Origin of the sequence: Shewanella halotolerans (assembly GCF_019457535.1) — a bacterium.
GTDB classification, from domain to species: Bacteria; Pseudomonadota; Gammaproteobacteria; order Enterobacterales; family Shewanellaceae; genus Shewanella; species Shewanella halotolerans.
Genome location: NZ_CP080417.1, coordinates 2,534,206 through 2,555,518 on the forward strand (window position 1 = coordinate 2,534,206; position 21,313 = coordinate 2,555,518).

Here is a 21,313-nt window from a genome sequence, read left to right on the forward strand (position 1 = left end):
TTCGATGAGCACTGATCCCTAATCTGTGAGCGCTAAAGGCTAATCTGTGAACGCTAGTCGCTAGGATTGGAGTTGCCCCGATTGCTGACGTAACTGAGGGGACAGATATCGCTGGGGCGACTGAGGCACATTAGATAGCTCAGTTTCCTCCGAGATAGTCGGCGTATCCGGCGATGCGGGCAGACGCGTTGCCAGCGCCTGCTCTCCCGCCTTATCCCCTGTCTTCTCTCCCGCCTTTTCTCCCGCACCCTCACTACGCATGGGCTCGGCGATCACCACGAAGCGCTGACGACTCTGGCCGCCCAGGCTGTCGAAGGGATAACAGGTGACTAAGGTCAGACGCAGCGCATCTTCTTGGGCAAGCAGCGCGGTGTCTTGCTCATCCACCACCTTAGTCCCCAGCACCCGATAACTTATGGTCTCTGCCGAGGCATCCTGCAGGGCGATCACCTGACCCGGATAGATCCCCTCGAGTCTGGCGAAATGAGTGTCCCTGTGACCGGCGATAACCGTGTTGCCCCAATGATTGATTTGATTATCCGCCAGGATGGCGGCGGGTCCGAAGGCCAAATTGCGCCCGGAGGCGCCCGCCAGCACATAAAGCGGCGCGCCGCGACGCCGCCCCTGCTCGTCCTCAAAGTGCAGCTTGGCGATCGGGTAGGTATCGGCCCAGCTCCAGGGCTTATGGGCTTTACGATCCGCTAAGGTTCTGTCCCATGCCCGCTCAATCAGAAACTGGGCAAAATGTGCCTTGGCTTGCATATAGCCTCCTTTAAAGATCAGTGTCATCGCCGCCATCAAGGCGGTCAGAAGCAAAACATGCCTGAGTCCCAGGCGTCTGCGACGATTCATCATCAGGCCTCCAAACGTCTGCGCCAAAGCCCGCGTAGGCAGGGCAGATAACTCACCCAATAGGCGCCGATCAGCAGTAACATCATGGCGCCCAGTGCCAAGTAGAGACGACTCTCGGTGGCGGTCTGTGGCCACTGATTTTGCATCGGCATAGGGGCTGGTTTAAACAGCTCCATGGCATCCATAGCCTCGGGGCGTGATGGCGTCCTATCCACAGCCACCAGGCTGGTATAGGGGCTGACCAGGTGATAATCCATCGCCAACCGGGTCACGCTCTCTTTTATCGCCCCTTGATTCTTGGCGTTTTTACTCAGCTGCAGGCTGGCTATCTGGTTACGCGCCCAGATAAGATCTATTCCTCTGGGCTTATCGCCCCCCGTCAGGGCCAGGCGACGTTGCCAGTTCTTGCCATCGAGATCGCCCGAGATGATCAGGGCATCGCTGCGCGCTCGCTGCGCGGGCGTGAGTCGCAGTGCCACCATGATGGGCTCATGGGCATAGAGATCGCCTATCTGCACCGGCCAATAATCGGGAATCGAACCATCGTCCAGCGTCAGAGTCACATCGCTGATCTGCGGCGATTCAATCTTCTCCAGCAGCTCACCTATCTTGGCATCCACCTCGCTTATCTTACCCACATAGGTGTAAGTGCCCCGCCCCGCCCTGGCCGCGCGCTCCATAAAGTAGCCATTGGGCGCCGCGCCTATGCCCACGGTAAACAGCCGCTGGCGGCCGATATTGGCGGCGATCAGCGCAAACAGTGAGGCCTCATTGCCCACGGCGCCGTCAGTGATAAATACCACCTGCTTCAAACGCTCTGCCGATGAGATGGGCGACACACCGGATTCTGGCTGACTCAAGGCCCGCAGCAGCGCCGGGGCCATCTCGGTGCCGCCATCGGCCTCCAGGCTCTGCACGAACAGATTCGCCTTGCCCAGGTTGGCCGCGGTGGCTGACAAGGCTACCGGCGACAGGCTGCGCACGCTGCTGTCAAAGGCGATCACATTGAAGGTATCTTGGCTGCCGAGGCCGGCTAAGGCGTTTAAGATGGCCGACTTGGCCTGGGCGATAGAGTCCCCCGTCATTGAGCCAGAGGTGTCGATCACCAGTGTCAGCTCTCTTGGCAGGCGCACCCTCGCCTTATCCTGGGGCGGCATCAGCATCACCAGGGCGTAGCTGTCTTGCGCCTCTTTATCACTCGCTCGCGCCTCTGCCGCTTGATTCGCTTTCGCTTCGCTCACCGCCTGATTATTGCCTGCCGGTGAAGGTGCATGGGATTCCTGATTCTTGAATTCATGAGTCTTGAACTCATGGGTCTTGCCTAGCTGAGCAAACATCACGGCGCTTGGCTGCTCGGCAAGCAGTGGGCGCCACTTAAGCAGAAAGTCGCGATCGGGTCGCAGGTTGGCTGTGAGATTGAGCCCTATCTTAGTACCGCCAAGCTGGGTTTGGCGCATCTGATGATAGGGGGTCTCCAGTCGGCTGATGGCCATGCCAGCATCCAGTACCACATCCAGATAGAGCTTCTGCTCATCGCTCTGTGCCCCCTCATTAAGGGCGTTAAGTCCTTGTGCATCGTCAACTGATGCTTGTTCTAAGTCTAAAGCCTGCCCCTTGGGAAAGTATCTCGGGGTGATGGCCGTAGGAAAACGCAGGCTGAACTCGCCATCTTGATAACGCACCTGCTGCTGATAGGCAATCTCCACCACCAGTGCCTCGCCCGGGCCCAGATTCGCCACCTCTGAGGTGAAAATATTGGGTCTTTGCTGACTTACCAGGCTGGCCTTCTTGCCGCTGGCCTTTGCCTGTTCGAAGGTTTGCCTCGCTACTGCCTTGGGCTGGATCTCACCGATTATCACCCGCTGGCCGATATGCAGCTTGAGGCTGTCGACCGCCGCATCGTGAGGCAGCGGAAATTGATAGCGGCCATTGAGCCAATGCTCGCTGTCGTTCACAAACACCTGCTTTACCGACACCCGATTGATCCAACCTGAGATGTTCATCTGCACCTGGGTATCCACGGCAAGGGCCGTGACGGGCACCTCGCTCGTTAGCTGAACGCCATCTAAGCGATACTCGAGCACCCCCTGACCTAAAATGGGCTCATCGGCGGCGGGCAGATCGAAATGGTGCAGCTGCTCACCATATTTGGCAGCCGTCACATTGACGCCAGCCGGTTGACCCATGCGCCCAAAGGCCGGCGTCGTCGAGCCAATCGCACTGACGCTGAACACCAAGGCGGCGACAACCAGACGCTGGCGAGAAAAAAGCGCCCCCCTCGGGGGGCAAAGGTCGGTCTGGTTCATCCTGAGACGCGAGCGTGGCAACATCTTACTTCTCCTTTTACGCGTTGCTTCATGGTGCGGGATCTAGTTAGATGCCAGGGCGGTATCGCCAGGCAGCAACTTGATGGTGACGCGGCGATCGAAGAAGTCATTTTCGAAGCTCTGTTCATCCTTCACCGGCGCGCTGGCACCATAGGCCTTGGCATCCAGACGGGCCTCATCTACGCCTCTGGATACCAGGTAGCTTCTCACCTCGGCTACGCGCTGCTCGGACAGGGCCTGGTTGTAACTGCTGTCGCCGCGGCGATCGGCGTAGCCGGTGAGATCTAATTTCAGCTGCGGCGAGATCGCCATGGCATCGGCCACCTCGTTGAGCTGGCTCTGAAAGTGCGGCTCGACGGTAGATGAGCCCGTCTTAAACTGGACGTTGAGCCCCAGGGCCAGCTCTTCTAAACGGGTGCCCTGATGCTGTCTAAGCTGTGCCAGTTCCACCTTGGCCTCTTGATACTCCTGCTGCACCGTCAGCAGCGCCTCATTTTGCTGCTTGAGCGCCATCATACGGCTCTCCTGTTCGGCTAACGTGGCCTGCTGCTGTTTGATCTCGCTGTCGTTGGCCACCGTCTGGCCTATCATGCCGCCGGTGAAGGCGCCGATAATCGCCCCCACAGGGCCGGCAACCACGGCGCCCAGCACTATGCCAGAGCCCACACCGATAAGCGCCTCTTCATCGGCCGAGCTGTTACTTGTACTTTGAGTCGCTTGAGTTGCGGGGGCAGCGAAAGCCATTGAGCTGCCAAATAACGAAACACTGATTAATGCGGCAATGATCTGCTTCTTCATGGGAAAATCCTCAAGTTGACATGGATTGGTGAATAAGAACCCTGTGGTTCCTGTCGATGAGGTCATTAAACCTGAGTGAAATGGCAAGTCCGGGGTGCAAAAATGACGATGCGCAGACCAAATGTGGCAAGAAAATGGCTTTTACCCCGAGCCACTTTTCTCCCGAATATTTTGCTGTATAGTCACACTCCAGAAACCCTAAGCTGTAATGGATGGATCATGAAGCGTATTGCAATAGTGGAAGATGAGGCGGCTATCCGCGAAAACTACAAAGAGGTGCTGCAGCAGCAAGGCTACTTTGTGCAGGCGTACGCCAACCGCCCCAGCGCCATGGAGGCCTTCAACACGCGTCTGCCTGACTTAGCAATCATCGACATCGGCCTGGAAGATGAGATAGATGGTGGCTTTACCCTATGCCAGTCACTCAGAGCCATGTCGAACACCCTGCCTATCATCTTTCTGACCGCCAGAGACAGTGACTTCGACACCGTCTGCGGCCTGAGGCTGGGCGCCGACGACTATCTGAGCAAGGATGTCAGCTTCCCCCACCTGATCGCCCGCCTCGCGGCGCTATTTCGACGCTCGGACATCCAAAATGGCGCCAATCCGCAAGATGGCATGATAGAGCACGGCAACCTGACCATAGATGTCAACCGCATCCAGGTCTACTGGAAGCAGCAGCCTATCGAGCTGACGGTCACCGAGTTTTGGATGGTGCACGCCCTGGCCAAACGCCCCGGTCATGTGCGTAGCCGTCAGGCGCTGATGCAGGACGCCAAGATCTATGTAGATGACAGCACCATCACCTCCCACGTGAAGCGGATCCGTAAGAAATTTATCAGCCAGGATCCAGAATTCGATTGCATCGATACCGTCTACGGCATGGGTTACCGCTGGGATACCCAAGACTAAGCATGTTTAATCTGCCCATCGGCCTGCGCACTAAGGTCGCCGTACTCTCACTGTTCCTGCTCTGCCTGCCCTGGCTTGGCTATCAATATGTGTGGGAGATGGAGAAATACCTGCGTCACGGCCAGGAAAAGACCCTGGAAGGCACCACCCAGGCCCTGGCCACCGCCCTGCATGAACGTCCCAAGCTGTTCGACAAGCAGGCGAGCTTCTTGTCACAGGTGAAGAAGGGGCGGGATCTCTACGCCTATCCCTTAACCGGCCCTATCCATCTGGATGGCAAGCTGGGCGAATGGGCCTCTAACCGCCACCGCGCGGTGACCTATGGCGCCGATCACCAGCTATTCAAGGCAGATGACGGCAAGCCACTCAATATCAGTTTCACCCATATGGTGGGCAAGTATGCCGGCTACCTCTATGGCTATTTCGAGGTGACAGATCCTAAAGTGATCTACCGCGGCACCAACAGCCTGCGCATCGACAACAATGATCACTTGGCCATCGCCACCCTGGCGCCCGACGGCCAGTTCCGCCGTTATATCGTCGCCACCATACGCGACGGCTGGATCAGCGCCTTCGAGCTGCCTGCCGATCCCCGCAAGTCCCAGCCCGTCACCCCAGAGGTGCGCATCCAGGGCAAATGGCTGAAGACAGATAAAGGCTACAATATCGAGCTGAGGATGCCGCTTGAGATGGTAGGCAGCAAGCTGGGCTTTGCCATCGTCGATGTTAACGACAGAAAAGTGCGTAACGTCGAGGCGATCGTCGGCACCTCGGCCACAGATGATGTCACCAAGCTGGGGACGGTTCTGGTGCCTTCGCCGGAGATCGAAAGCATCATCAAGGGGATGAGCCACAACAGCTCGCGGATCTGGGTGGTGGATCGCCACGGCCGGGTACTGGCAAAATCCGGCGACATCTACAGCAGCACCAATGTGTGGGCGCAGACGGCAACCGAGCAGACACCAGACACCTTCTGGGGCCGCTTCAAGCAGCAGTTCCTGCACCCGCTCTACTATCGCATTTTGACTACGCCGCCTAAGCATTTTGTCGACTCGCTCAAAGACTCTACCGTGCTAGAGGGCAGCCATATCCGCAAGGCCCTGGCCGGTCAGTTTGGCTCCACCTGGCGCCTCAGTCCAGATGGCAAGGCGGTTATTCTCGCCGCCGCCAGCCCCATCTGGATCGACGATACCGTGATGGGCGTAGTGATCGCCGAGGAGACCACCCACGGCATCCGCACCCTGCGCAACAAGGCGCTGGAGAAGCTGTTTAACGTGATACTGACCGTGATGAGCATGGGCACCCTGGCCCTCTTCTTCTTCGCCTCCAGCATCTCCAGCCGCATCCGTAAGCTGAGGGACGATGCCGAACAGGCGATCGACAGCCAAGGGCGGATCAGAAATGCGATTGTCGGCTCTAAGGTGCGCGACGAAATAGGCGATCTCAGCCGCAGTTTTGCCAGCATAGTCGGCCGACTGAGCCAATATACCCACTATCTGGAGAACATGTCGTCGCGCCTCGGTCATGAGCTGCGCACGCCGGTCGCCGTGGTACGCTCGTCACTCGAGCACCTCAACAGTCAGGATCTGCCGCCGCAACATCAGAAGTATGTAGATCGCGCCCACGAAGGGGTGAGCCGCCTCAACATGATCCTCAACAACATGAGCGAGGCGACCCGTCTCGAAGAGGCACTGACCGACGCCGAGGTGGACAACTTCCCCCTCTCCAAGGTGATCTCAGGTTGTATGCAGGGCTATCAGATGACCTATGCCAATCAGGTATTTGAGCTGGAGATAGACAAAGACCCCATGACCATGCGCGGGGTGCCCGAGTATATCGCCCAGCTGATGGACAAGCTGATCGCCAACGCCATCGAGTTCAGCCAGAGCGATACGCCGATTAAGGTGTCGCTAAAGGCCAAGGGCCGACAGGCACTGCTGAGTGTCAGCAATCAGGGGCCTTCGCTGCCCGCCAACATGGGCGAGCAGATCTTCGAGTCCATGGTGTCTGTGCGCGCCCAGAAGGCACAGGACAAGCCTCACTTGGGGCTGGGGCTCTATATTGCCCGCTTGGTCACCGATTTTCACAAGGGCAGCATACGCGCCGAAAACCTGATGCAGGATGGTCAGGCCACCGGCGTGGTTATCCATATCCGTCTGCCGCTGGAGGCGCAGTAACCTCCACGCTAAAAGGGAAAACACTCCAATAAATCTCACTTTCATTTAGCCGTATAGATGTTAAGATGGCTGCATTGAGTTGCCAACACGAGAGTATGGGATGAAAAGAGAGACCAAGATAGTCAGCGTCGGCCGCGACAAGAAGTGGAGCAAGGGAGTGATCAACCCGCCGGTGTTTCGCGCCTCCACCGTAGTGTTCGACACCATAGAGGATATGCGTCATGCTACCAAGAACCGCGCCAACGGCGAGATGTTTTATGGTCGTCGCGGCACCCCAACCCACTTTGCCTTCCAGGCGGCCATCGCCGAGCTCGAAGGCGGCGTAGGCACCGCCCTCTACCCTTCAGGTTCGGCGGCCATCTCAGGCGCCCTGCTCTCCTTCCTCAAGGCAGGCGATCATCTGCTGATGGTCGATACCGCCTATGAACCCACTCGGGATCTGTGCGACAAGCTGCTCAAGGGCTTCGGCATAGAGACCACTTACTATGATCCCCTCATAGGTGATGGCATAGAGGCGCTTATCCGCCCCAATACCAAGGTACTGTTTCTCGAATCTCCCGGCTCCATCACGCTAGAAGTGCAGGATGTGCCGACCCTGAGCGCCATCGCTCATCGCCACAACCTGGTGGTCATGCTGGATAACACCTGGGCCTCACCCATCAACTGCCGCCCCTTCGAGCTGGGGGTGGATATTTCGATCCAGGCGGCGACCAAATATATCGTCGGTCACTCGGATGTGATGCTGGGAACCGCCACCGCCAACCAGGCTCATTGGGACCAGCTCAGGGAAAACAGCTACCTCATGGGCCAATGCACCTCGGCGGACGATATCTATCTCGCCAGTCGCGGCCTGCGCACCCTTGGAGTACGCATGGCCCAGCATGAGAAGAATGGCCTAGAGGTCGCCAACTGGCTGGCCACACGCCCAGAGGTGGATCATCTGCGCCACCCAGCGTTTGCCTCCTGCCCCGGACATGAGTTCTTCAAGCGGGATTTCAGCGCCTCCAACGGCCTCTTCTCCTTCGTGCTCAAACGCGGCAACATCAAGGCGATCACCGCCTTCGTCGAAGGCATGGACCACTTCAAGATGGGCTTCTCCTGGGGCGGCTACGAGAGCCTGATCTTGGGCGTATTTGGCATCGACAAGCTGCGCACCGCCACCCAGTGGGACAGCAGCAAGCCGCTGATCCGCTTGCATGTGGGCCTGGAAAATCCTGAAGATCTCATCAAAGATCTCGAGGCCGGCTTCGCCCGCTACAACGCGGTATTGGATGGCCAGAGCGACTAGCGCCTCGCCTGAATAAGTGTGGGGATTAACCATAAAAAACGCCGTCAGATGACGGCGTTTTCTTTGTTTTGATTACCTGCAGGTTTTTCCGATTCACGCTAGTGAGTCGCAGGCGCTTGCCAGGCCTGGGTACCATACAGGGGCACGGTCGACAGGCTGTGCTTATGGCTGCCATCTGTCTCCTTGGTGGAGTATGAGAGATAGATCAGCGTCTGGCTGTCGGCGTCATAGATGCGTCTCACCTTGAGGGATTTGAACAAGATACTCAGTGAGGCCTTAAACACCACCTCGCCGCCGTGGCTCTTGTCGATATTGGCGAGATCCGCAGGCAAAATTGGTCCGGTCTGACGGCAAGCGATCCCCATATCCGACGGATCGGCAAAGTCCAGATTCGCCTCGATACGACTGATATGACAGGTCACGCCGGGGATCTTAGGATCTTGCCTGGCCTCGATGATCACATCCTTGGTGGTAAAGACCCCCAGGCTCACCTTGCCTACATCATCGCCGCAGCCCGCCAGCAGGCTTGTTGCTGCGACAAACATGATTCCAATCCAAGCTTTCATCTTCATTCCTTTTTGCCTTGTTGTCTCGTTGTTTTGTGGTCTTATTGCCTTGACGCCCAAACACCTTAATGCGTTAGCCAAACACCTTCTGCGCCCAGCGGGTGAGTCCGGCGGTCACACTGCCAAAGTGGTCACCGACCACTATCTCAGTCTCAGGATACATCTGGGCAATCTTCTGGTAAATCGCCGGGCTCTTGGCCGTACCGCCAGTGACATAGATAATATCGGCCTGCGCCTTGTCCGTCGCTTTAGCCATTGCCTCCGCCATTAAGGATTGGATCAAGCCCACAGGCTGAGCGATCGCATCAACGAAGCGTTGCTGATCGACTTCGGCTGTCAGCGCCGCATCGACATAGTCCAGACTCGATTGAGTAGCCGCATTATCTGACAGGGCAATTTTCGCCCCCTCGGCGCTGCGCACCAATCGATAACCGAGCTGATCCCGCTGCACCTTGAGCAGGCGCGACAGCAGATCCGAGCGTTCAGCATCCTTGATCAGTTCCTCGATCATCTTGCGGGTCGTCAGGCTGGCAAAGTCGCGCTGTGCGCTGATGTCGTTGACCGCCACCGCATTCCAAAAGGGTTGACTGGGCACAGGCAGGCCATTGACCATATGAGACCCCAGCCCAAGGTGGGGCATGAAGGCCTTCATCGCCAGGGCGATATCCAGATCGTTACCGCCAATACGCTGGCCGCTGTGGCCCAGAAAATCCTCGCTGCGATCCGCCTTAGCGATATGAGACGGCCCCATCTTCACCACAGAGCAGTCTGTGGTGCCGCCGCCCACATCGACCACCAGCACTGTCTTGTCCTGGGTCAGGCTGGCTTCGAAATCCATCCCCGCCGCCAGGGGCTCGAACAGGAAACTCACCTCGATAAAACCCGCGCGTTTAGCCGCCAGCGCCAGGATGGCTTCGGCCTGGCGGTTACTCTCCTCGCCGCCTATGCCCTGAAAGTTGACTGGGCGACCGATCACCGCATGGGTAGCACTTCCCTTAGCCCCCAACTGCGTATCCGCTAAGGTCTTAATATGCATCATCATCAGGGTAACGATATCTTCAAACAGGGCTATTTGATCCGCTCGCAGACCGGTTGCGCCCAGGAAAGACTTGGGCGAGCGCACATAGAAGCCCTCTTCGGGCATCTCAAGATAGTGGGCCACCGCCTGCTCACCGACAAACACCGCCTGCTCATCGCTGTCGAGATCCAGCGCCTGTCTGGCATGACGGGCACGGCTCAGCTGCGCCGAGCGCAGCTTGGCGTAATCGGCCTTCAATTCAGCAGCTAGCTGCTGATAGACGGCCTCGGCAATCAACTCACGGTCGAAGGCATATAGAGTCGAAACCAGATAGTGAGAGTCCCCCGCCAGAGGCAACAGCTGCACCCTTTCGCCATCCATAATGCCGACGGCGCAATTGGCGCTGCCATAATCGAATCCAACAAACATGCTAAGCGCTCCCGCCCATGAAAAAAGCCGAGAAAAATAACACACTCAGCATAAAAGACAAGCGGCCAACTCAAATAGGATCCACAAAGCTCCCCCAAAAGCGCTCATAAAAGCCCACGCAAATATCGTCCATGGGAAATCGACTAAACTTAAAGAGATATTGGGAGTCGTTATGCACAGCTTAAACTGGCGTTCATTGAATGTTATCCCCCTGCTCTTGCTGCTCTTGCTAATAGCGCTGAGCCTAGGCAAGAGCGTGTCGGCCGTAGAGCAAAACAGTGAGTCCGCGCAGCAAACCACGCCCCAATCCATCCCCCTGCTGCAATTTAGCGGCGCCATAGGCCCTGCCATAGGCGAATACCTAAGTGAGGAGATAGACCACGCCAATCGCCTGCCGATTGAGCAGCGACCCGAGCTTATCATGATAGTGCTAGATACCCCCGGGGGGCTGGTCACCAGTCTCAGAAGCATCAATCAGGCGATCCTCGCCTCCAAGATCCCAATCGCCTGTCTGGTAGCCCCTCCGGGCGCCAGGGCGATGAGCGCCGGCACCTATATGCTCTATGCATGTCATATCGCCGCCATGGCCCCCGCCACCACGCTAGGCGCGGCCACGCCAGTGCAGCTTGGAATGCCCTCGTCACCCCAGGACTCTGATTCGGGTTCGGGTTCTGGTTCCGACTCTGATCCCAAAGAATCTGGCTCCCAGGATAGGGCAGCACAAAAGGATGGTGCTGGTCAGTCTACTCCCGAGTCAACGCCAAAGGACAACAAGGATGCCATGGCCCACAAGGTGCTCAACGATGCGGTGGCCTATATTCGCTCACTGGCTAACCTGAGAGGCCGGAACGTAGAGTTTGCCGAGCGCGCCGTTATCGATGCCGCCACCCTCACCTCAGATGAGGCACTGGCCCAAAATGTGATCGACCTGATAGCGGCCGATCCCCAAGAGTTGGTGGCCAAGCTCGAAGGCTATAGCGTGGTGGTGGATGGCGAGGCTAAGCGCCTGTCCCTAGCAGAGGCGAATCTGGCTCCCCGTCAGCAGAGCTGGCGCAATCGCGTCATCGCCACCATAACCGATCCCAACATCGCCTATATCCTGATGTTGATCGGTATCTATGGTCTGCTGCTGGAGTTTTACAGCCCTGGCATAGGCGTCGCCGGTGTCACCGGCGGTATCGCCCTCTTGGTCGCCCTCTACGCCTTTCAGCTGCTGCCGGTCAACTACGCGGGGCTTGGGCTGATCCTGCTGGGCATAGCCCTCATCGTCGCCGAGTCCATGGTGCCCAGCTTCGGCATTTTGGGCTTGGGTGGTATCGCGGCCTTCGCCCTGGGCTCGCTGTTTCTTATCGATGCCGAGGGCGGCGATCTCTCCATCTCGCTGCCGCTTATCGCCGCTGTGACGGTCACCGCCTCGGGCTTCTCTCTCTGGGTGCTCTCCAGCCTGTGGAAGGCGCGTAAGGCCGCCAACGTCAGCGGCGACGATCTGCTCATCGGCGCCAGCGCTCGGGTGGTGAAAGGCTTCGAAAAGTACGGCCTCGTCACCCTGGGCGGCGAGTGTTGGCAGGCCAGATCAGATACCCAGACCCAGACGGGCGAGACGGTTGTCGTACTTGAGCGCGACAAACTTACCCTTATCGTTACCCCAGCGGCGACGCTGCCCGATTCAGACAATCCTTAGGAGGTTTATATGGAAGCCTTAGCCTACAATACCCAGCTCTTCTTCGTCGCCCTCGTCTTCCTGCTAGTGTCGTTGCTGATCAGCACCTTCAAGATCCTGCGGGAATATGAACGCGGGGTGATCTTCATGCTGGGGCGCTTCTACCGGGTCAAGGGCCCAGGCCTCATCATAGTGATCCCTCTGGTGCAACAGATGGTGCGGGTGGATCTGCGCACCGTGGTGATGGATGTACCGACTCAGGATGTGATCAGCCGCGACAACGTCTCGGTACAGGTCAATGCCGTGATCTATTTTCGGGTCATAGATGCCCAGAAGGCGATCATCAATGTGGAGGATTTTCTGCAGGCCACCTCTCAACTGGCGCAGACCACGCTACGATCTGTACTCGGGCAACATGAGCTTGATGAGATGCTGGCCAATCGCGACATGCTCAACACAGACATTCAGTCTATCCTCGACAGCCGCACCGACGGCTGGGGGATCAAGGTCTCTAACGTGGAGATAAAACATGTGGATCTCAACGAGACCATGGTGCGCGCCATCGCCAGACAGGCGGAAGCGGAGCGTATTCGTCGCGCCAAGGTGATCCACGCCTCGGGCGAAATGGAGGCCTCGGCCAAGCTGGTAGAGGCGGCGCAGAACCTAAAAAAATCGCCCAACGCCATCTTGCTGCGCTACCTGCAGACCCTGACTGAGATCGCCGGCGAGAAGAATTCGACCATCCTCTTCCCCCTGCCAATGGATCTCCTCAAGGGGGTGCTAAACCGGGTTAGCGACCAGGAAGAGCCCCCGGCAAAGAAAACGGAGGACTAATGACCGAAACGGGTCGCCTCGAAGCGGTTAAGCAGCAGATGCACCAGGTAACAGGCCATCAAGGTCAGCACGATGGCGCCAAAGATACTCGCGCCGCGATAGAGGCTGCTGTAGATGAGATCATTCGCCGGCGTCAGGTTTTGCCCATAAAGGGTCCCCATGGTGGTCATGGCGCCAAACCCTACTCCAGAGCCCATCGCCTCGGTCACATGAGCCTGACTAAACAGCAGAGTCACCAACCAGAATAGCGGTAACAGAAGCACCAGCTCGTGGGCCCAGGTATAGAGCAGCAGCTGCATCAAGAGACCACAGGTCACCCCGAGAATGGTACCTACGGCGCGGCGTCTGGCATATCCCAGGGCGCCGTTCCAGTGCATGGGAAAGATTAACAACAATGTCGTCGCCTGGGCCGCCAGAGAATCACGCAGATCAAACACCTGAAACACGGCGAAGGAGATGGTGGCGATAGCCGCCCCCATCAGCGCCTCGTGACGCATGCGATGGGGCGCCTTAGGCATGGCAGCCATAGGCGCCCGTGCATCGACGTCGGGAAACAGGTAAATCATCAGGTAGGCAATAAGCACGGAAAAACCACAGCCCATGAAGTTATTGATCGCCAGCTCGGTCAAATCAGTATCCGGGTAGCTGGCAAAGTGCAGCATGATGCTCAGGCTGATCACCCCTGTGGCGCCAAACAGAAACAGGCTGCCGCGGGACATGCAGGCAAAACGATAGAGAAACAGCAAAAAAGCGACCATGGACATCACTATCGGGTGCGAGCCCAAATACTCGGCCAGCAGCGCCACCTCAATGATGGCGATGGCGGACGAGGCCATCACCTGCCGCACCGCATGCAGCGACATCTTAGGCAAGACCCCCAGCATCAACATGGGCAGAACGGTAAAGAAGACCCCATAGTTAAATTCCAGCACCTTGCAGCTGAGAAAGCCCAAGGTGGCGCCGGTCGCGATACGCAGACATTGGCGCAGATCGTTAGCGCTTAAGGGATGATGACGAATTAACACGCTTCGCCCCTAGTAGATGTAATGCAGCAGGCTGATAAACTTGATCTGCACCTTGGCAAACAGCTGATAGATAACATTGCTTGGCTGAAGCTGCACGGTTGCCTTGGCGCCGGCCGGCAGGGATATGGCCACATCGGGTGCCAGCTCCAGGTGAAGACGGAAACGTTGGGCATCTCGCACCCAACGGTTTGACTCGGTTGGCGTCGCCAGACGTCCATTGGCATCGAACTGGGCCTGACTCACACCGGCATCGACGCTGCTGACGCTCGCCTGAAACAGCTCACCAGGGCGACCATCGAAGGCCACCAGCGCAGTCGCGCCCGGGACTATGTGACGCAGGTTCTTCTCACGAAAATCGGCGATCACATCCACATTATCCAGCAGCAGCGCCATGACGGGCGTCGACTGATTCACCATGTTGCCCGAGGCCAGCTGCACGTTGGTGACCACACCATCGTGTTCTGCGCGGATCTGGGTATAACTCAGGGCAAGTCGCGCCTGAGACAGACGATTCTTGGCCTGACGCAGCTTGAGGTTATCCTCGCCCGGTAATCCCCTCAGGGTCTTTACCTTAGCCAGCTGCGCCTTGGCGGCCAGCAGCTGGGAGCGACTGGCTTTCACCTCAGTTTGGGCCTGATCGATCATCTGCTGCGACACGCTCTGATTGGCATAAAGTGATTGAATACGTTTGGCCTCACGCTGCTTGAGCGCGTAGGCGATCTCTTTTGCGCTCACCTCGGCGGTCGCGGCGGCGATGGCTGAATCTAACTCGGCGTTATCTTGTCTCGCCTGCTCCAAAGCCAATTCGGCCTGCTCCTGGGCCAGCAGGAATGGGGTCGCGTCCAGGCTAAACAGCAGATCGCCCTGGTTCACCTTCTGGTTATTGGCGACCTGTACCGAGACGACTCGGCCACTCACCTGAGGCGCGACCTGGGTAATGGTGCGCGTCGCCATCGCCTGGGTGGTCAGCGGCATCTTAAGGTCGGCCACCAGGAAATAACCAAACAGCAGAATGAAGCCGATGCTGGCAAACTTAACTAAACGGGCAAATTGCTGATCCGGTGTCATGCTTTCTACTTTTCCTCTTTATCTGTGGCGGTGGGGTGTAATTTCTTTACGGCGTTTTCGCTGATACGGTTGAGCACAAATTCGAACGCTTCGAGCTGCTCTGGGCTAACTCCCTGATAAAGCTCGGCGCGCAGATCGATAATGCGCTGACGAATAAAGGCCAGCAGATCCTGGCCAGCCTGGGTTAAGGAGACGCGCCGCACGCGTTTGTCATGCTCGCAGCAGTGACGCTCGATAAGTGCCTGCTGCTCCAGCTGACTCAGGGTGCGCATCAAGGACGCCAGCTCTATCTCGAGGGCCTCGGCAAGATCCTTCTGACTGGTCTGCTGGCCCATGCGATAGAGCTTCCAAAGCACACTCCAGCGGCTATGGGTCAAACCCAATGGGGCAAGCTCGGCATCGGCGACCATGCGCCAAAGCCTGGCGAGCCTAGCGACTCGCTCCGCATTGGACGATTCGGCCCAATCTCGATTTTCTACTGCCATCTTGACCCTCCTCGAGGCATTGTGACGCAAACAAATTACTTAGCATGCTAAGCATTATATTTATTTAGCAGGCTAAGTAAATGGTGAGATGAAAATAAATTACATCCAGGAACTGTGTCGCCTGGCGCCCTCGCCCATCCAGATGCCTGAGAATAATGAATTAGGTGAGTTAATAGGAAATGAGTGAAAACGGAAAAAAGAATTAGAAAAACTGAGGGCTAAAAGGTAGACGGTAGAAGTCTAAATAATGAAAATTATTGGATATAGCGGGTTTCTCGGCATATGTCACCGAAGAGAAAAGGACACAGGGTAAAGCTATAAAGACAAACAGGCCGATGGTCGCCAGCAGCTAACGTCTTAATCAGCAGCTAACGTCTTAATCAGCACCTAACGTCTTAGCCTGCACGGCGCTTGGTTCTGGGCTATTCGCTCAAATGCAGCAACTGATTTGTATTCTAGTCACCAGGAATCATTAGACAAAACGCGGCCAATAAAAAAGCGAGCATTGCATAACACAACACTCGCCTTTGCTTCTTACTCTGAATACATTGGCTCAGACTCTAAAAACTGAAAGGCTATCTACATCCTCGCCAATACCGCTCATCAAGCAGACAGGTCGCCCGATGCAACTCATCTCTAGCAGCCCTTTAAGTATAGAAGCTGTTCTGGCTTTTCGCCCAAACAATCGTGCAGATATCAGCGCCGACCAGTTAGCCTTCCTGGTGCTGGCGCTGTTTGCGCTCGACCTTGTCCTGACGGCGCGCCTCGATCACCTGCTTCACATCGCTGCCGATATGGCTCTCGCCGCGTGACTTGGCCAGTTGCACCTGACGCTCACGCTCGACGAAACGCTTGCGCTGCTTGTCAGACAACTTGTCGATGCAGTGTGGGCAGCTTACGCCCTGTACATAATGCTCGCTTTGTTTGTCTTCTTCGGTAATAGGCAGGCGACAGGCATTACACTGGTCGTACTGTCCCTTTTCCAGCTGATGGTTAACCGACACGCGATTGTCGAACACGAAACACTCGCCTTCCCAGAGGCTCTCTTCGGGTTTAACCTCTTCCAGATACTTAAGCACCCCACCTTCTAAGTGATACACCTCATCGAATCCCTGCTCTTTGAGGTAGGCGGTAGATTTCTCGCAGCGAATGCCGCCGGTGCAGAACATGGCGACCTTCTTGTGTTGCTTAGGATCCAGGTTCTGCTTCACATAGTCGGGAAACTCTCTGAAGGTCTGGGTCTTAGGGTCGACCGCATTCTTGAAGGTGCCTATGTTGACCTCATAGTCGTTACGGGTGTCGATTAGCAGCACCTCGGGATCTGAGATCAGCTTGTTCCAGTCCTTAGGCTTCACATAGGTGCCCACCACCTTACGGGGATCTATACCTTCGACTCCCATGGTGACTATCTCTTTCTTCAGCTTGACCTTAGTGCGATAGAAAGGCATCTCATGGTCGAATGACAGCTTGTAGACGATATTATCCAGCCCTGGCTGGGCGTCTAACCAGGCCAGTAGACTATCGATCCCCGCCTGACTGCCGGCGACCGTACCGTTAATCCCTTCGCTGGCCAGCAGCAAAGTTCCTTTGATCTCTAAAGATTCCATCTCCTTAAGCAATGGCTGCTGCAGGGCTTCGAAGGCCGGCAGGGAGACAAACTTATATAACGCACATACTACAAACTGAGACATATCAACCTCTTAAACTGCTCGCTGAGGCTTAATCCCCAGTGCATGGATAGACGCGCTTACAACCTAAGTATCAACCTAAGTATCAACCTAAGCATGGCCTAAGTGACATGGCGCGCAAAATGGAGGCGAATTCTACCTAAATCACAGTTAAACAAACAGGCAGAAAAAGTAAGGGTATTTTATTACCCCCTGCGCGGTCGCCTGCTCAATAAGACGAAAAGCCTTTCGGGGTTGCGATTTAGGGCAAAGCCATGAAGAATAGCGCCAGCAATCAAGGAGACCCCATGGCCTACCCCATATTATATTCGTTTCGTCGCTGCCCCTATGCCATGCGCGCCCGTCTGGGCCTCTTTCTCGCAGGCCAGGAGGTGGAGCTCAGAGAGATAGTGCTCAAACATAAGCCCGAGCCCATGTTAGCGGCCAGCCCCAAGGGCACTGTACCTGTGCTTATCCTAGAAGATGGCAGCGTCATCGACGAGAGCCTGTCGATCATGCTGTGGGCGCTCGGTAAGAAGGCCAAAGAGGGAGATGAGAAAACAGCGGCGCTGCTCCTTAGCCATGAGCCTGACCTGCAACAAGCGGCCATGGATCTAATTAGTGAAAACGACAATGAATTTAAGCCCTGGCTGGATAAGTATAAGTACGCCGATCGCCATCCAGAGCAGACGCAAGAAGACTATCGTTCCCAGGGCGAGCACTTTATCGCCAGGCTGGAAGCCAGGCTGAACGAACATGCCCAGCTGATGGCAGACCTTCCAACCCTCGCCGACTATGCCATCTTCCCCTTCGTGCGCCAGTTTGCCCACGTGGATAATACCTGGTGGCAACACGCTCCCTACCCTAAGGTACGCGCCTGGCTCGCCAATCATATAGATAGCCCAGTCTTTACTGCCATCATGAAGAAATACCCCACCTGGCTCGACAGCGGTGAGAGCTTCTCACTGCTAGAAAACTAACCGGGAGCACACAAAAAAGGCGCCCTCAGGCGCCTTTTTCCTTCCTTATCTGTCTATGCTGAATTTCACTGCAGCGACAACTGATACACGCTGGTGCTGCCGCTCACCTCATTGCCTATGATCAACAGCGGCTTACCGTTGGGGCTGTCGGCCGCGGCCACGAAGCTCATCCCTTCAGGGCCGAGATCTCCCGCCGCCTCAGGCGAACCTGTGATGTCGCTGCCATCGATCTCGAAGCCGACCTCGAAATCACGATTGACCACATAGTCGACAAACTTCACCGCAAACGGGTTGGTGATCTCATAGATCATGAAGCCAGAGGTGCGCTCCAGGCCGATGAAGGCGTAGCGCTTACCCTCAATCTCGCCAATCGCCAGCGCCTCGGGCTCGGCGCCCTTATCGTCGCTGCGGCTGTCGCCCTTGTTCTCTTCGTTATTGTTGTTGAAGTTCATCCCCAGCAACGCTGCCGTGATGCGGGAGAAATCACTGCCGCTGTCGAACACCTGCTGACCGTTTTGATCCCAGATAGAGAATGAGCGACCGCCGTAGGCCACTATCTTGTCGAAGTCACCATCACCATCTTCATCTCCCATTGAGGTGGTCACCTTGAGGCGCGCCAGCTGCGTCTTGTCCTGTGCCGCGGCAAACTGCGGATGATTAGCATCGAGCGTGAGGTCGCCGGCGCGCACCTCTTCGGAGAAACCGCCATAGTCACGAGAGTCCCCCTCGTTGGCCGTTACCACAAAGTCGCTGCCATGCCACTGGTAGCTGGCAATCGTATCGGGCTGATACAAGCCAACCACCCCCGGATAGGCTTGAATATTGACCCTGTCATCCTTGTCGCTGGCATCGATCGCGTTCTTCCCTAAACCAAAATCCTTAAAGCCGAGGGGCCAGATGGCCTTGACCGCTTTGCTTGGAATATCGATCACCGCGATGGCGTTGTTTTCCTGCAAACTGACATAGGCGAGCTTATCGTCTGGCGATACGCTGATATATTCAGGCTCCAAGTCTTGCGCGCGACTGGCACCCGGGCCGTTGATCTTGATGTCGCTGGAAAACTCGGCTTCGCGCGCGCCGCCCAAATTAAAGTCGCTGAAATCCAGTAAGGTCGCGCTGGTCGCCGGCATACCATCGGTCACGGCTATTATCGCCACCGTGCCGAGCGGATCGACGCTGTAGTCATCACTCGGCTCACCTTCGCCGGCCACCAATACTTGCTTGCCATCATGGCTAAATACGACATTGTCTGGCAGCGCACCGACCTCGACACCATGGATTAGGCTGGCTTCTCCGGCGCTATCGATGCGATAGAAGGCGACATAGCCCATCCCCTGCTTGCTGTTACCCGCCTCATCGCCGCGCTCTATGGCCACCGCCAGCAGATCGCCATGTATGGCCAGGCTGTTGACGCCGCCAAGACGAGCCAGGCCAAGATCTTGCGCCACATCCAGCACAGCCAGCTTAGGCAGGTTATTGAGCACCAGGGCATCGCTGCCTGCTACCGGGATTGCGGCTAAGTTGCCCGCATCGACGATATCTACCTTACCGCTCTGGGCGTTTACCACGAAGATACGTTTACTCGCCACATGAAAACCGACGATCTCCGCGGCGCTCTGACCATAGACGCCAGACTCATAACGGCCCACCAGCTCGGCGCTAAGCCCAGACACCGTCTCACGGCAAAGGTATTGAGTCTGCTCGGCGTTGACTTCATCGCTATCCAGCACGCCGTTGCCATTGAGGTCCAGGCCTGTCTGTATCATCTGTCCACCGAGTGGACATTCAAGGTCACCCGCTGGCAGCTGGGTAAATGCAACCAGGCTACTCGCGCCGTTTGCGCCATTGCTGCCATTTGTACCATCTTTGCCGTCATCGCCGCTGCAGGCCGTCAGACCCAGAGTTGCCATGACCAAAGCTATCGCCGTTTTTTTCATCTTGTTATTCATTGCCTAATCCTTTTGCTTGCCCTGAGTACGCCTAAGTAAGAACCGCCAAGAGGCGGATAAATAGGCTATAAATTGCGCTAAGCTAAGACGGAGATAAGACGAATTCATGACGTGAAGATGACAGTTTAACGACAGGCGACGCGAAAATTAGCCTGGTGCGTAAATTTCCCTTTGTCGCCCGCGTGATTCGCGCTAAATTTTGAGTCGGTATGATTTCGGATAGATGAGTCCATGTGCAGATTTTTAACCTATAGCGGCCCCAAGGCGCTGATGTCCCCCCTGATCTTTAAGGCCTCCAACTCGCTGGTGATGCAGAGCAAATACGCCCAGAAACGTAAGGTGCCCACCAACGCCGACGGTTTTGGCCTGGGCTGGTATCCCACCCAGGATGATCCTATCCCGGCGACCTTCGTCAACGTGGATCCCGCCTGGAGTAACCGCAACCTTAAGATGATCGCCGAGAAGGTAGAGACTCAGCATTATTTTGCCCACGTGCGCGATGCCTCCAAGGGAATGCCGGTCAGCCAGGCCAACTGCCACCCCTTCTCCTGCATGCATTACCTGTGGATGCACAACGGCCGCCTGGATCAGTTCGATAAGTTCCGTCGTCAGCTGCTCAATCAGCTCTCGGATCGCGCCTTTGCCTTGATCAAGGGCAACACGGACTCAGAATATGCCTTCGCCCTCTTCATGGACATGCTGGAATTTGCCGAGAAAGCCAGCCTGAGTCAGCTGGAAAACGCGATGGAGGCGACTATCGCCTGCATCATGCGCCTACGTAAGGCTGCGGGCGCCGACACTAACGCCTTCATCAACTTTGCCGTCACCGATGGTAAACACACGGTCGTGACCCGTTTCGCCACATTGGAGGGAGTTAAACCCGCCTCACTCTTCTTCGGTCGTGGCAAGGTTAACGAATGCCAGGAGGGGATCGAATTTATCCCCCACACGGAAGAAGTTCAGGAGGGTGAGCAGGCCTGCATCATCATCTGCTCGGAGCCGCCAACGGATCAGAGCGAGCACTGGACCAAGGTGGAGCGCAACCACATGGTGAGCGCCATAGGCAACGAGCGAGTGAGTCAGCGCAAGCTGGACCTGCCGTTTCAGTCAGAGCTTTAACCCAGGTTAGATGACTAGGGGGCCTTGCCCGTCTAGCAAGGTTTTGTTACAAATCGGCTCGCCTTGCATTAGCCTAAGCGCAATAAAGCATTGGCCAACGCGAGGCGAGATCCCGTACAATCGTTCTTCTCCCAGATAACATCCCCATCACCTGTTATC

General features: G+C 56.5%; 17 protein-coding genes. 7 read left to right on the plus strand and 10 right to left on the minus strand.

Going from position 1 to position 21,313, the window contains the following annotated elements:
- Positions 1-60 precede the first annotated feature (60 nt).
- Genes K0H81_RS10825 through pdsO form a run of 3 tightly spaced genes read right to left on the minus strand, consistent with a single transcriptional unit; the run spans position 61 to position 3,977 of the window.
- Complete coding sequence (locus K0H81_RS10825) at positions 61-855, minus strand: class GN sortase (protein WP_258406272.1); 795 nt, start codon at positions 853-855, stop codon at positions 61-63.
- On the minus strand, positions 855-3,182 hold the full coding sequence (locus tag K0H81_RS10830) for a marine proteobacterial sortase target protein (protein ID WP_220058324.1): 2,328 nt from the start codon (positions 3,180-3,182) through the stop codon (positions 855-857). The genes K0H81_RS10825 and K0H81_RS10830 overlap by 1 nt, the downstream gene beginning before the upstream one ends.
- Before the next feature lie 39 nt (positions 3,183-3,221).
- Positions 3,222-3,977, minus strand: coding sequence for a sortase-associated OmpA-like protein PdsO (gene pdsO / locus K0H81_RS10835; RefSeq protein ID WP_220058325.1), 756 nt, complete (start codon positions 3,975-3,977; stop codon positions 3,222-3,224).
- A 219-nt stretch (positions 3,978-4,196) separates the two neighbouring features.
- On the opposite strand from pdsO, the gene pdsR reads away from it, so the two are divergent.
- The 3 genes from pdsR to K0H81_RS10850 all read left to right on the plus strand — a co-directional run bounded on the left by pdsR (position 4,197) and on the right by K0H81_RS10850 (position 8,354).
- Positions 4,197-4,889 carry a proteobacterial dedicated sortase system response regulator gene (gene pdsR / locus K0H81_RS10840; RefSeq protein ID WP_011865589.1) on the plus strand — a complete coding sequence of 231 codons (693 nt, stop codon included), beginning with the start codon at positions 4,197-4,199 and terminating at the stop codon, positions 4,887-4,889.
- Positions 4,890-4,891: 2 nt separating this feature from the next.
- Positions 4,892-7,066, plus strand: coding sequence for a proteobacterial dedicated sortase system histidine kinase (gene pdsS, locus K0H81_RS10845; RefSeq protein WP_220058326.1), 2,175 nt, complete (start codon positions 4,892-4,894; stop codon positions 7,064-7,066).
- A gap of 100 nt (positions 7,067-7,166) precedes the next feature.
- Positions 7,167-8,354 (plus strand): cystathionine beta-lyase, encoded by a 1,188-nt coding sequence (locus K0H81_RS10850; protein ID WP_220058327.1) that lies wholly within the window; start codon positions 7,167-7,169, stop codon positions 8,352-8,354.
- Positions 8,355-8,452: 98 nt separating this feature from the next.
- Here K0H81_RS10850 and K0H81_RS10855 read toward each other — a convergent pair whose 3' ends face one another.
- On the minus strand, positions 8,453-8,926 hold the full coding sequence (locus K0H81_RS10855) for a CreA family protein (protein WP_186300530.1): 474 nt from the start codon (positions 8,924-8,926) through the stop codon (positions 8,453-8,455).
- A gap of 67 nt (positions 8,927-8,993) precedes the next feature.
- Positions 8,994-10,367: a molecular chaperone gene (yegD, locus tag K0H81_RS10860; RefSeq protein ID WP_220058328.1), complete on the minus strand. Its 1,374-nt coding sequence runs from the start codon at positions 10,365-10,367 to the stop codon at positions 8,994-8,996.
- A 172-nt stretch (positions 10,368-10,539) separates the two neighbouring features.
- On the opposite strand from yegD, the gene K0H81_RS10865 reads away from it, so the two are divergent.
- Positions 10,540-12,048: an NfeD family protein gene (locus K0H81_RS10865; RefSeq protein ID WP_220058329.1), complete on the plus strand. Its 1,509-nt coding sequence runs from the start codon at positions 10,540-10,542 to the stop codon at positions 12,046-12,048.
- Positions 12,049-12,057: 9 nt separating this feature from the next.
- Positions 12,058-12,861 carry a slipin family protein gene (locus K0H81_RS10870; RefSeq protein WP_220058330.1) on the plus strand — a complete coding sequence of 268 codons (804 nt, stop codon included), beginning with the start codon at positions 12,058-12,060 and terminating at the stop codon, positions 12,859-12,861.
- Here the strand turns inward: K0H81_RS10870 and K0H81_RS10875 are convergent.
- From K0H81_RS10875 to trhO, 4 genes are all read right to left on the minus strand, one after another.
- A complete protein-coding gene (locus K0H81_RS10875) occupies positions 12,858-13,886 on the minus strand; it encodes a DUF2955 domain-containing protein (RefSeq protein ID WP_220058331.1) in 1,029 nt (342 codons plus the stop codon). The two genes, K0H81_RS10870 and K0H81_RS10875, sit on opposite strands and share 4 nt — an antisense overlap.
- A 9-nt stretch (positions 13,887-13,895) precedes the next feature.
- The gene (locus tag K0H81_RS10880; RefSeq protein ID WP_144199019.1) at positions 13,896-14,954 is read right to left on the minus strand and encodes an HlyD family secretion protein; all 1,059 of its coding nucleotides are present in this window, start codon (positions 14,952-14,954) and stop codon (positions 13,896-13,898) included.
- Positions 14,955-14,959: 5 nt separating this feature from the next.
- Complete coding sequence (gene slyA / locus K0H81_RS10885) at positions 14,960-15,439, minus strand: transcriptional regulator SlyA (RefSeq protein ID WP_220058332.1); 480 nt, start codon at positions 15,437-15,439, stop codon at positions 14,960-14,962.
- Between the two features lie 710 nt (positions 15,440-16,149).
- Entirely contained in the window at positions 16,150-17,130 is a 981-nt protein-coding gene (trhO, locus tag K0H81_RS10890) for an oxygen-dependent tRNA uridine(34) hydroxylase TrhO (protein ID WP_220058333.1), read from the minus strand.
- 284 nt (positions 17,131-17,414) lie between these two features.
- Here trhO and K0H81_RS10895 point away from each other — a divergent pair, with 284 nt between their 5' ends.
- Positions 17,415-18,086: a glutathione S-transferase gene (locus K0H81_RS10895; protein ID WP_220060840.1), complete on the plus strand. Its 672-nt coding sequence runs from the start codon at positions 17,415-17,417 to the stop codon at positions 18,084-18,086.
- Positions 18,087-18,151: 65 nt separating this feature from the next.
- On the opposite strand, the gene K0H81_RS10900 is transcribed toward K0H81_RS10895, so the two are convergent.
- Complete coding sequence (locus tag K0H81_RS10900; protein ID WP_220058334.1) at positions 18,152-20,035, minus strand: choice-of-anchor I family protein; 1,884 nt, start codon at positions 20,033-20,035, stop codon at positions 18,152-18,154.
- 231 nt (positions 20,036-20,266) lie between these two features.
- Between K0H81_RS10900 and K0H81_RS10905 the strand changes: the two genes are divergently transcribed.
- A complete protein-coding gene (locus tag K0H81_RS10905) occupies positions 20,267-21,154 on the plus strand; it encodes a class II glutamine amidotransferase (RefSeq protein ID WP_220058335.1) in 888 nt (295 codons plus the stop codon).
- Positions 21,155-21,313: the final 159 nt, after the last annotated feature.

Coding starts and splice junctions, on each gene's coding strand:
- K0H81_RS10825 (WP_258406272.1), bottom strand. CDS start 855: ATGATGAATCGTCGCAGACGCCTGGGACTCAGGCATGTTTTGCTTCTG.
- K0H81_RS10830 (WP_220058324.1), bottom strand. CDS start 3,182: ATGTTGCCACGCTCGCGTCTCAGGATGAACCAGACCGACCTTTGCCCC.
- pdsO (WP_220058325.1), bottom strand. CDS start 3,977: ATGAAGAAGCAGATCATTGCCGCATTAATCAGTGTTTCGTTATTTGGC.
- pdsR (WP_011865589.1), top strand. CDS start 4,197: ATGAAGCGTATTGCAATAGTGGAAGATGAGGCGGCTATCCGCGAAAAC.
- pdsS (WP_220058326.1), top strand. CDS start 4,892: ATGTTTAATCTGCCCATCGGCCTGCGCACTAAGGTCGCCGTACTCTCA.
- K0H81_RS10850 (WP_220058327.1), top strand. CDS start 7,167: ATGAAAAGAGAGACCAAGATAGTCAGCGTCGGCCGCGACAAGAAGTGG.
- K0H81_RS10855 (WP_186300530.1), bottom strand. CDS start 8,926: ATGAAGATGAAAGCTTGGATTGGAATCATGTTTGTCGCAGCAACAAGC.
- yegD (WP_220058328.1), bottom strand. CDS start 10,367: ATGTTTGTTGGATTCGATTATGGCAGCGCCAATTGCGCCGTCGGCATT.
- K0H81_RS10865 (WP_220058329.1), top strand. CDS start 10,540: ATGCACAGCTTAAACTGGCGTTCATTGAATGTTATCCCCCTGCTCTTG.
- K0H81_RS10870 (WP_220058330.1), top strand. CDS start 12,058: ATGGAAGCCTTAGCCTACAATACCCAGCTCTTCTTCGTCGCCCTCGTC.
- K0H81_RS10880 (WP_144199019.1), bottom strand. CDS start 14,954: ATGACACCGGATCAGCAATTTGCCCGTTTAGTTAAGTTTGCCAGCATC.
- slyA (WP_220058332.1), bottom strand. CDS start 15,439: ATGGCAGTAGAAAATCGAGATTGGGCCGAATCGTCCAATGCGGAGCGA.
- trhO (WP_220058333.1), bottom strand. CDS start 17,130: ATGTCTCAGTTTGTAGTATGTGCGTTATATAAGTTTGTCTCCCTGCCG.
- K0H81_RS10895 (WP_220060840.1), top strand. CDS start 17,415: ATGGCCTACCCCATATTATATTCGTTTCGTCGCTGCCCCTATGCCATG.
- K0H81_RS10900 (WP_220058334.1), bottom strand. CDS start 20,035: ATGAATAACAAGATGAAAAAAACGGCGATAGCTTTGGTCATGGCAACT.
- K0H81_RS10905 (WP_220058335.1), top strand. CDS start 20,267: ATGTGCAGATTTTTAACCTATAGCGGCCCCAAGGCGCTGATGTCCCCC.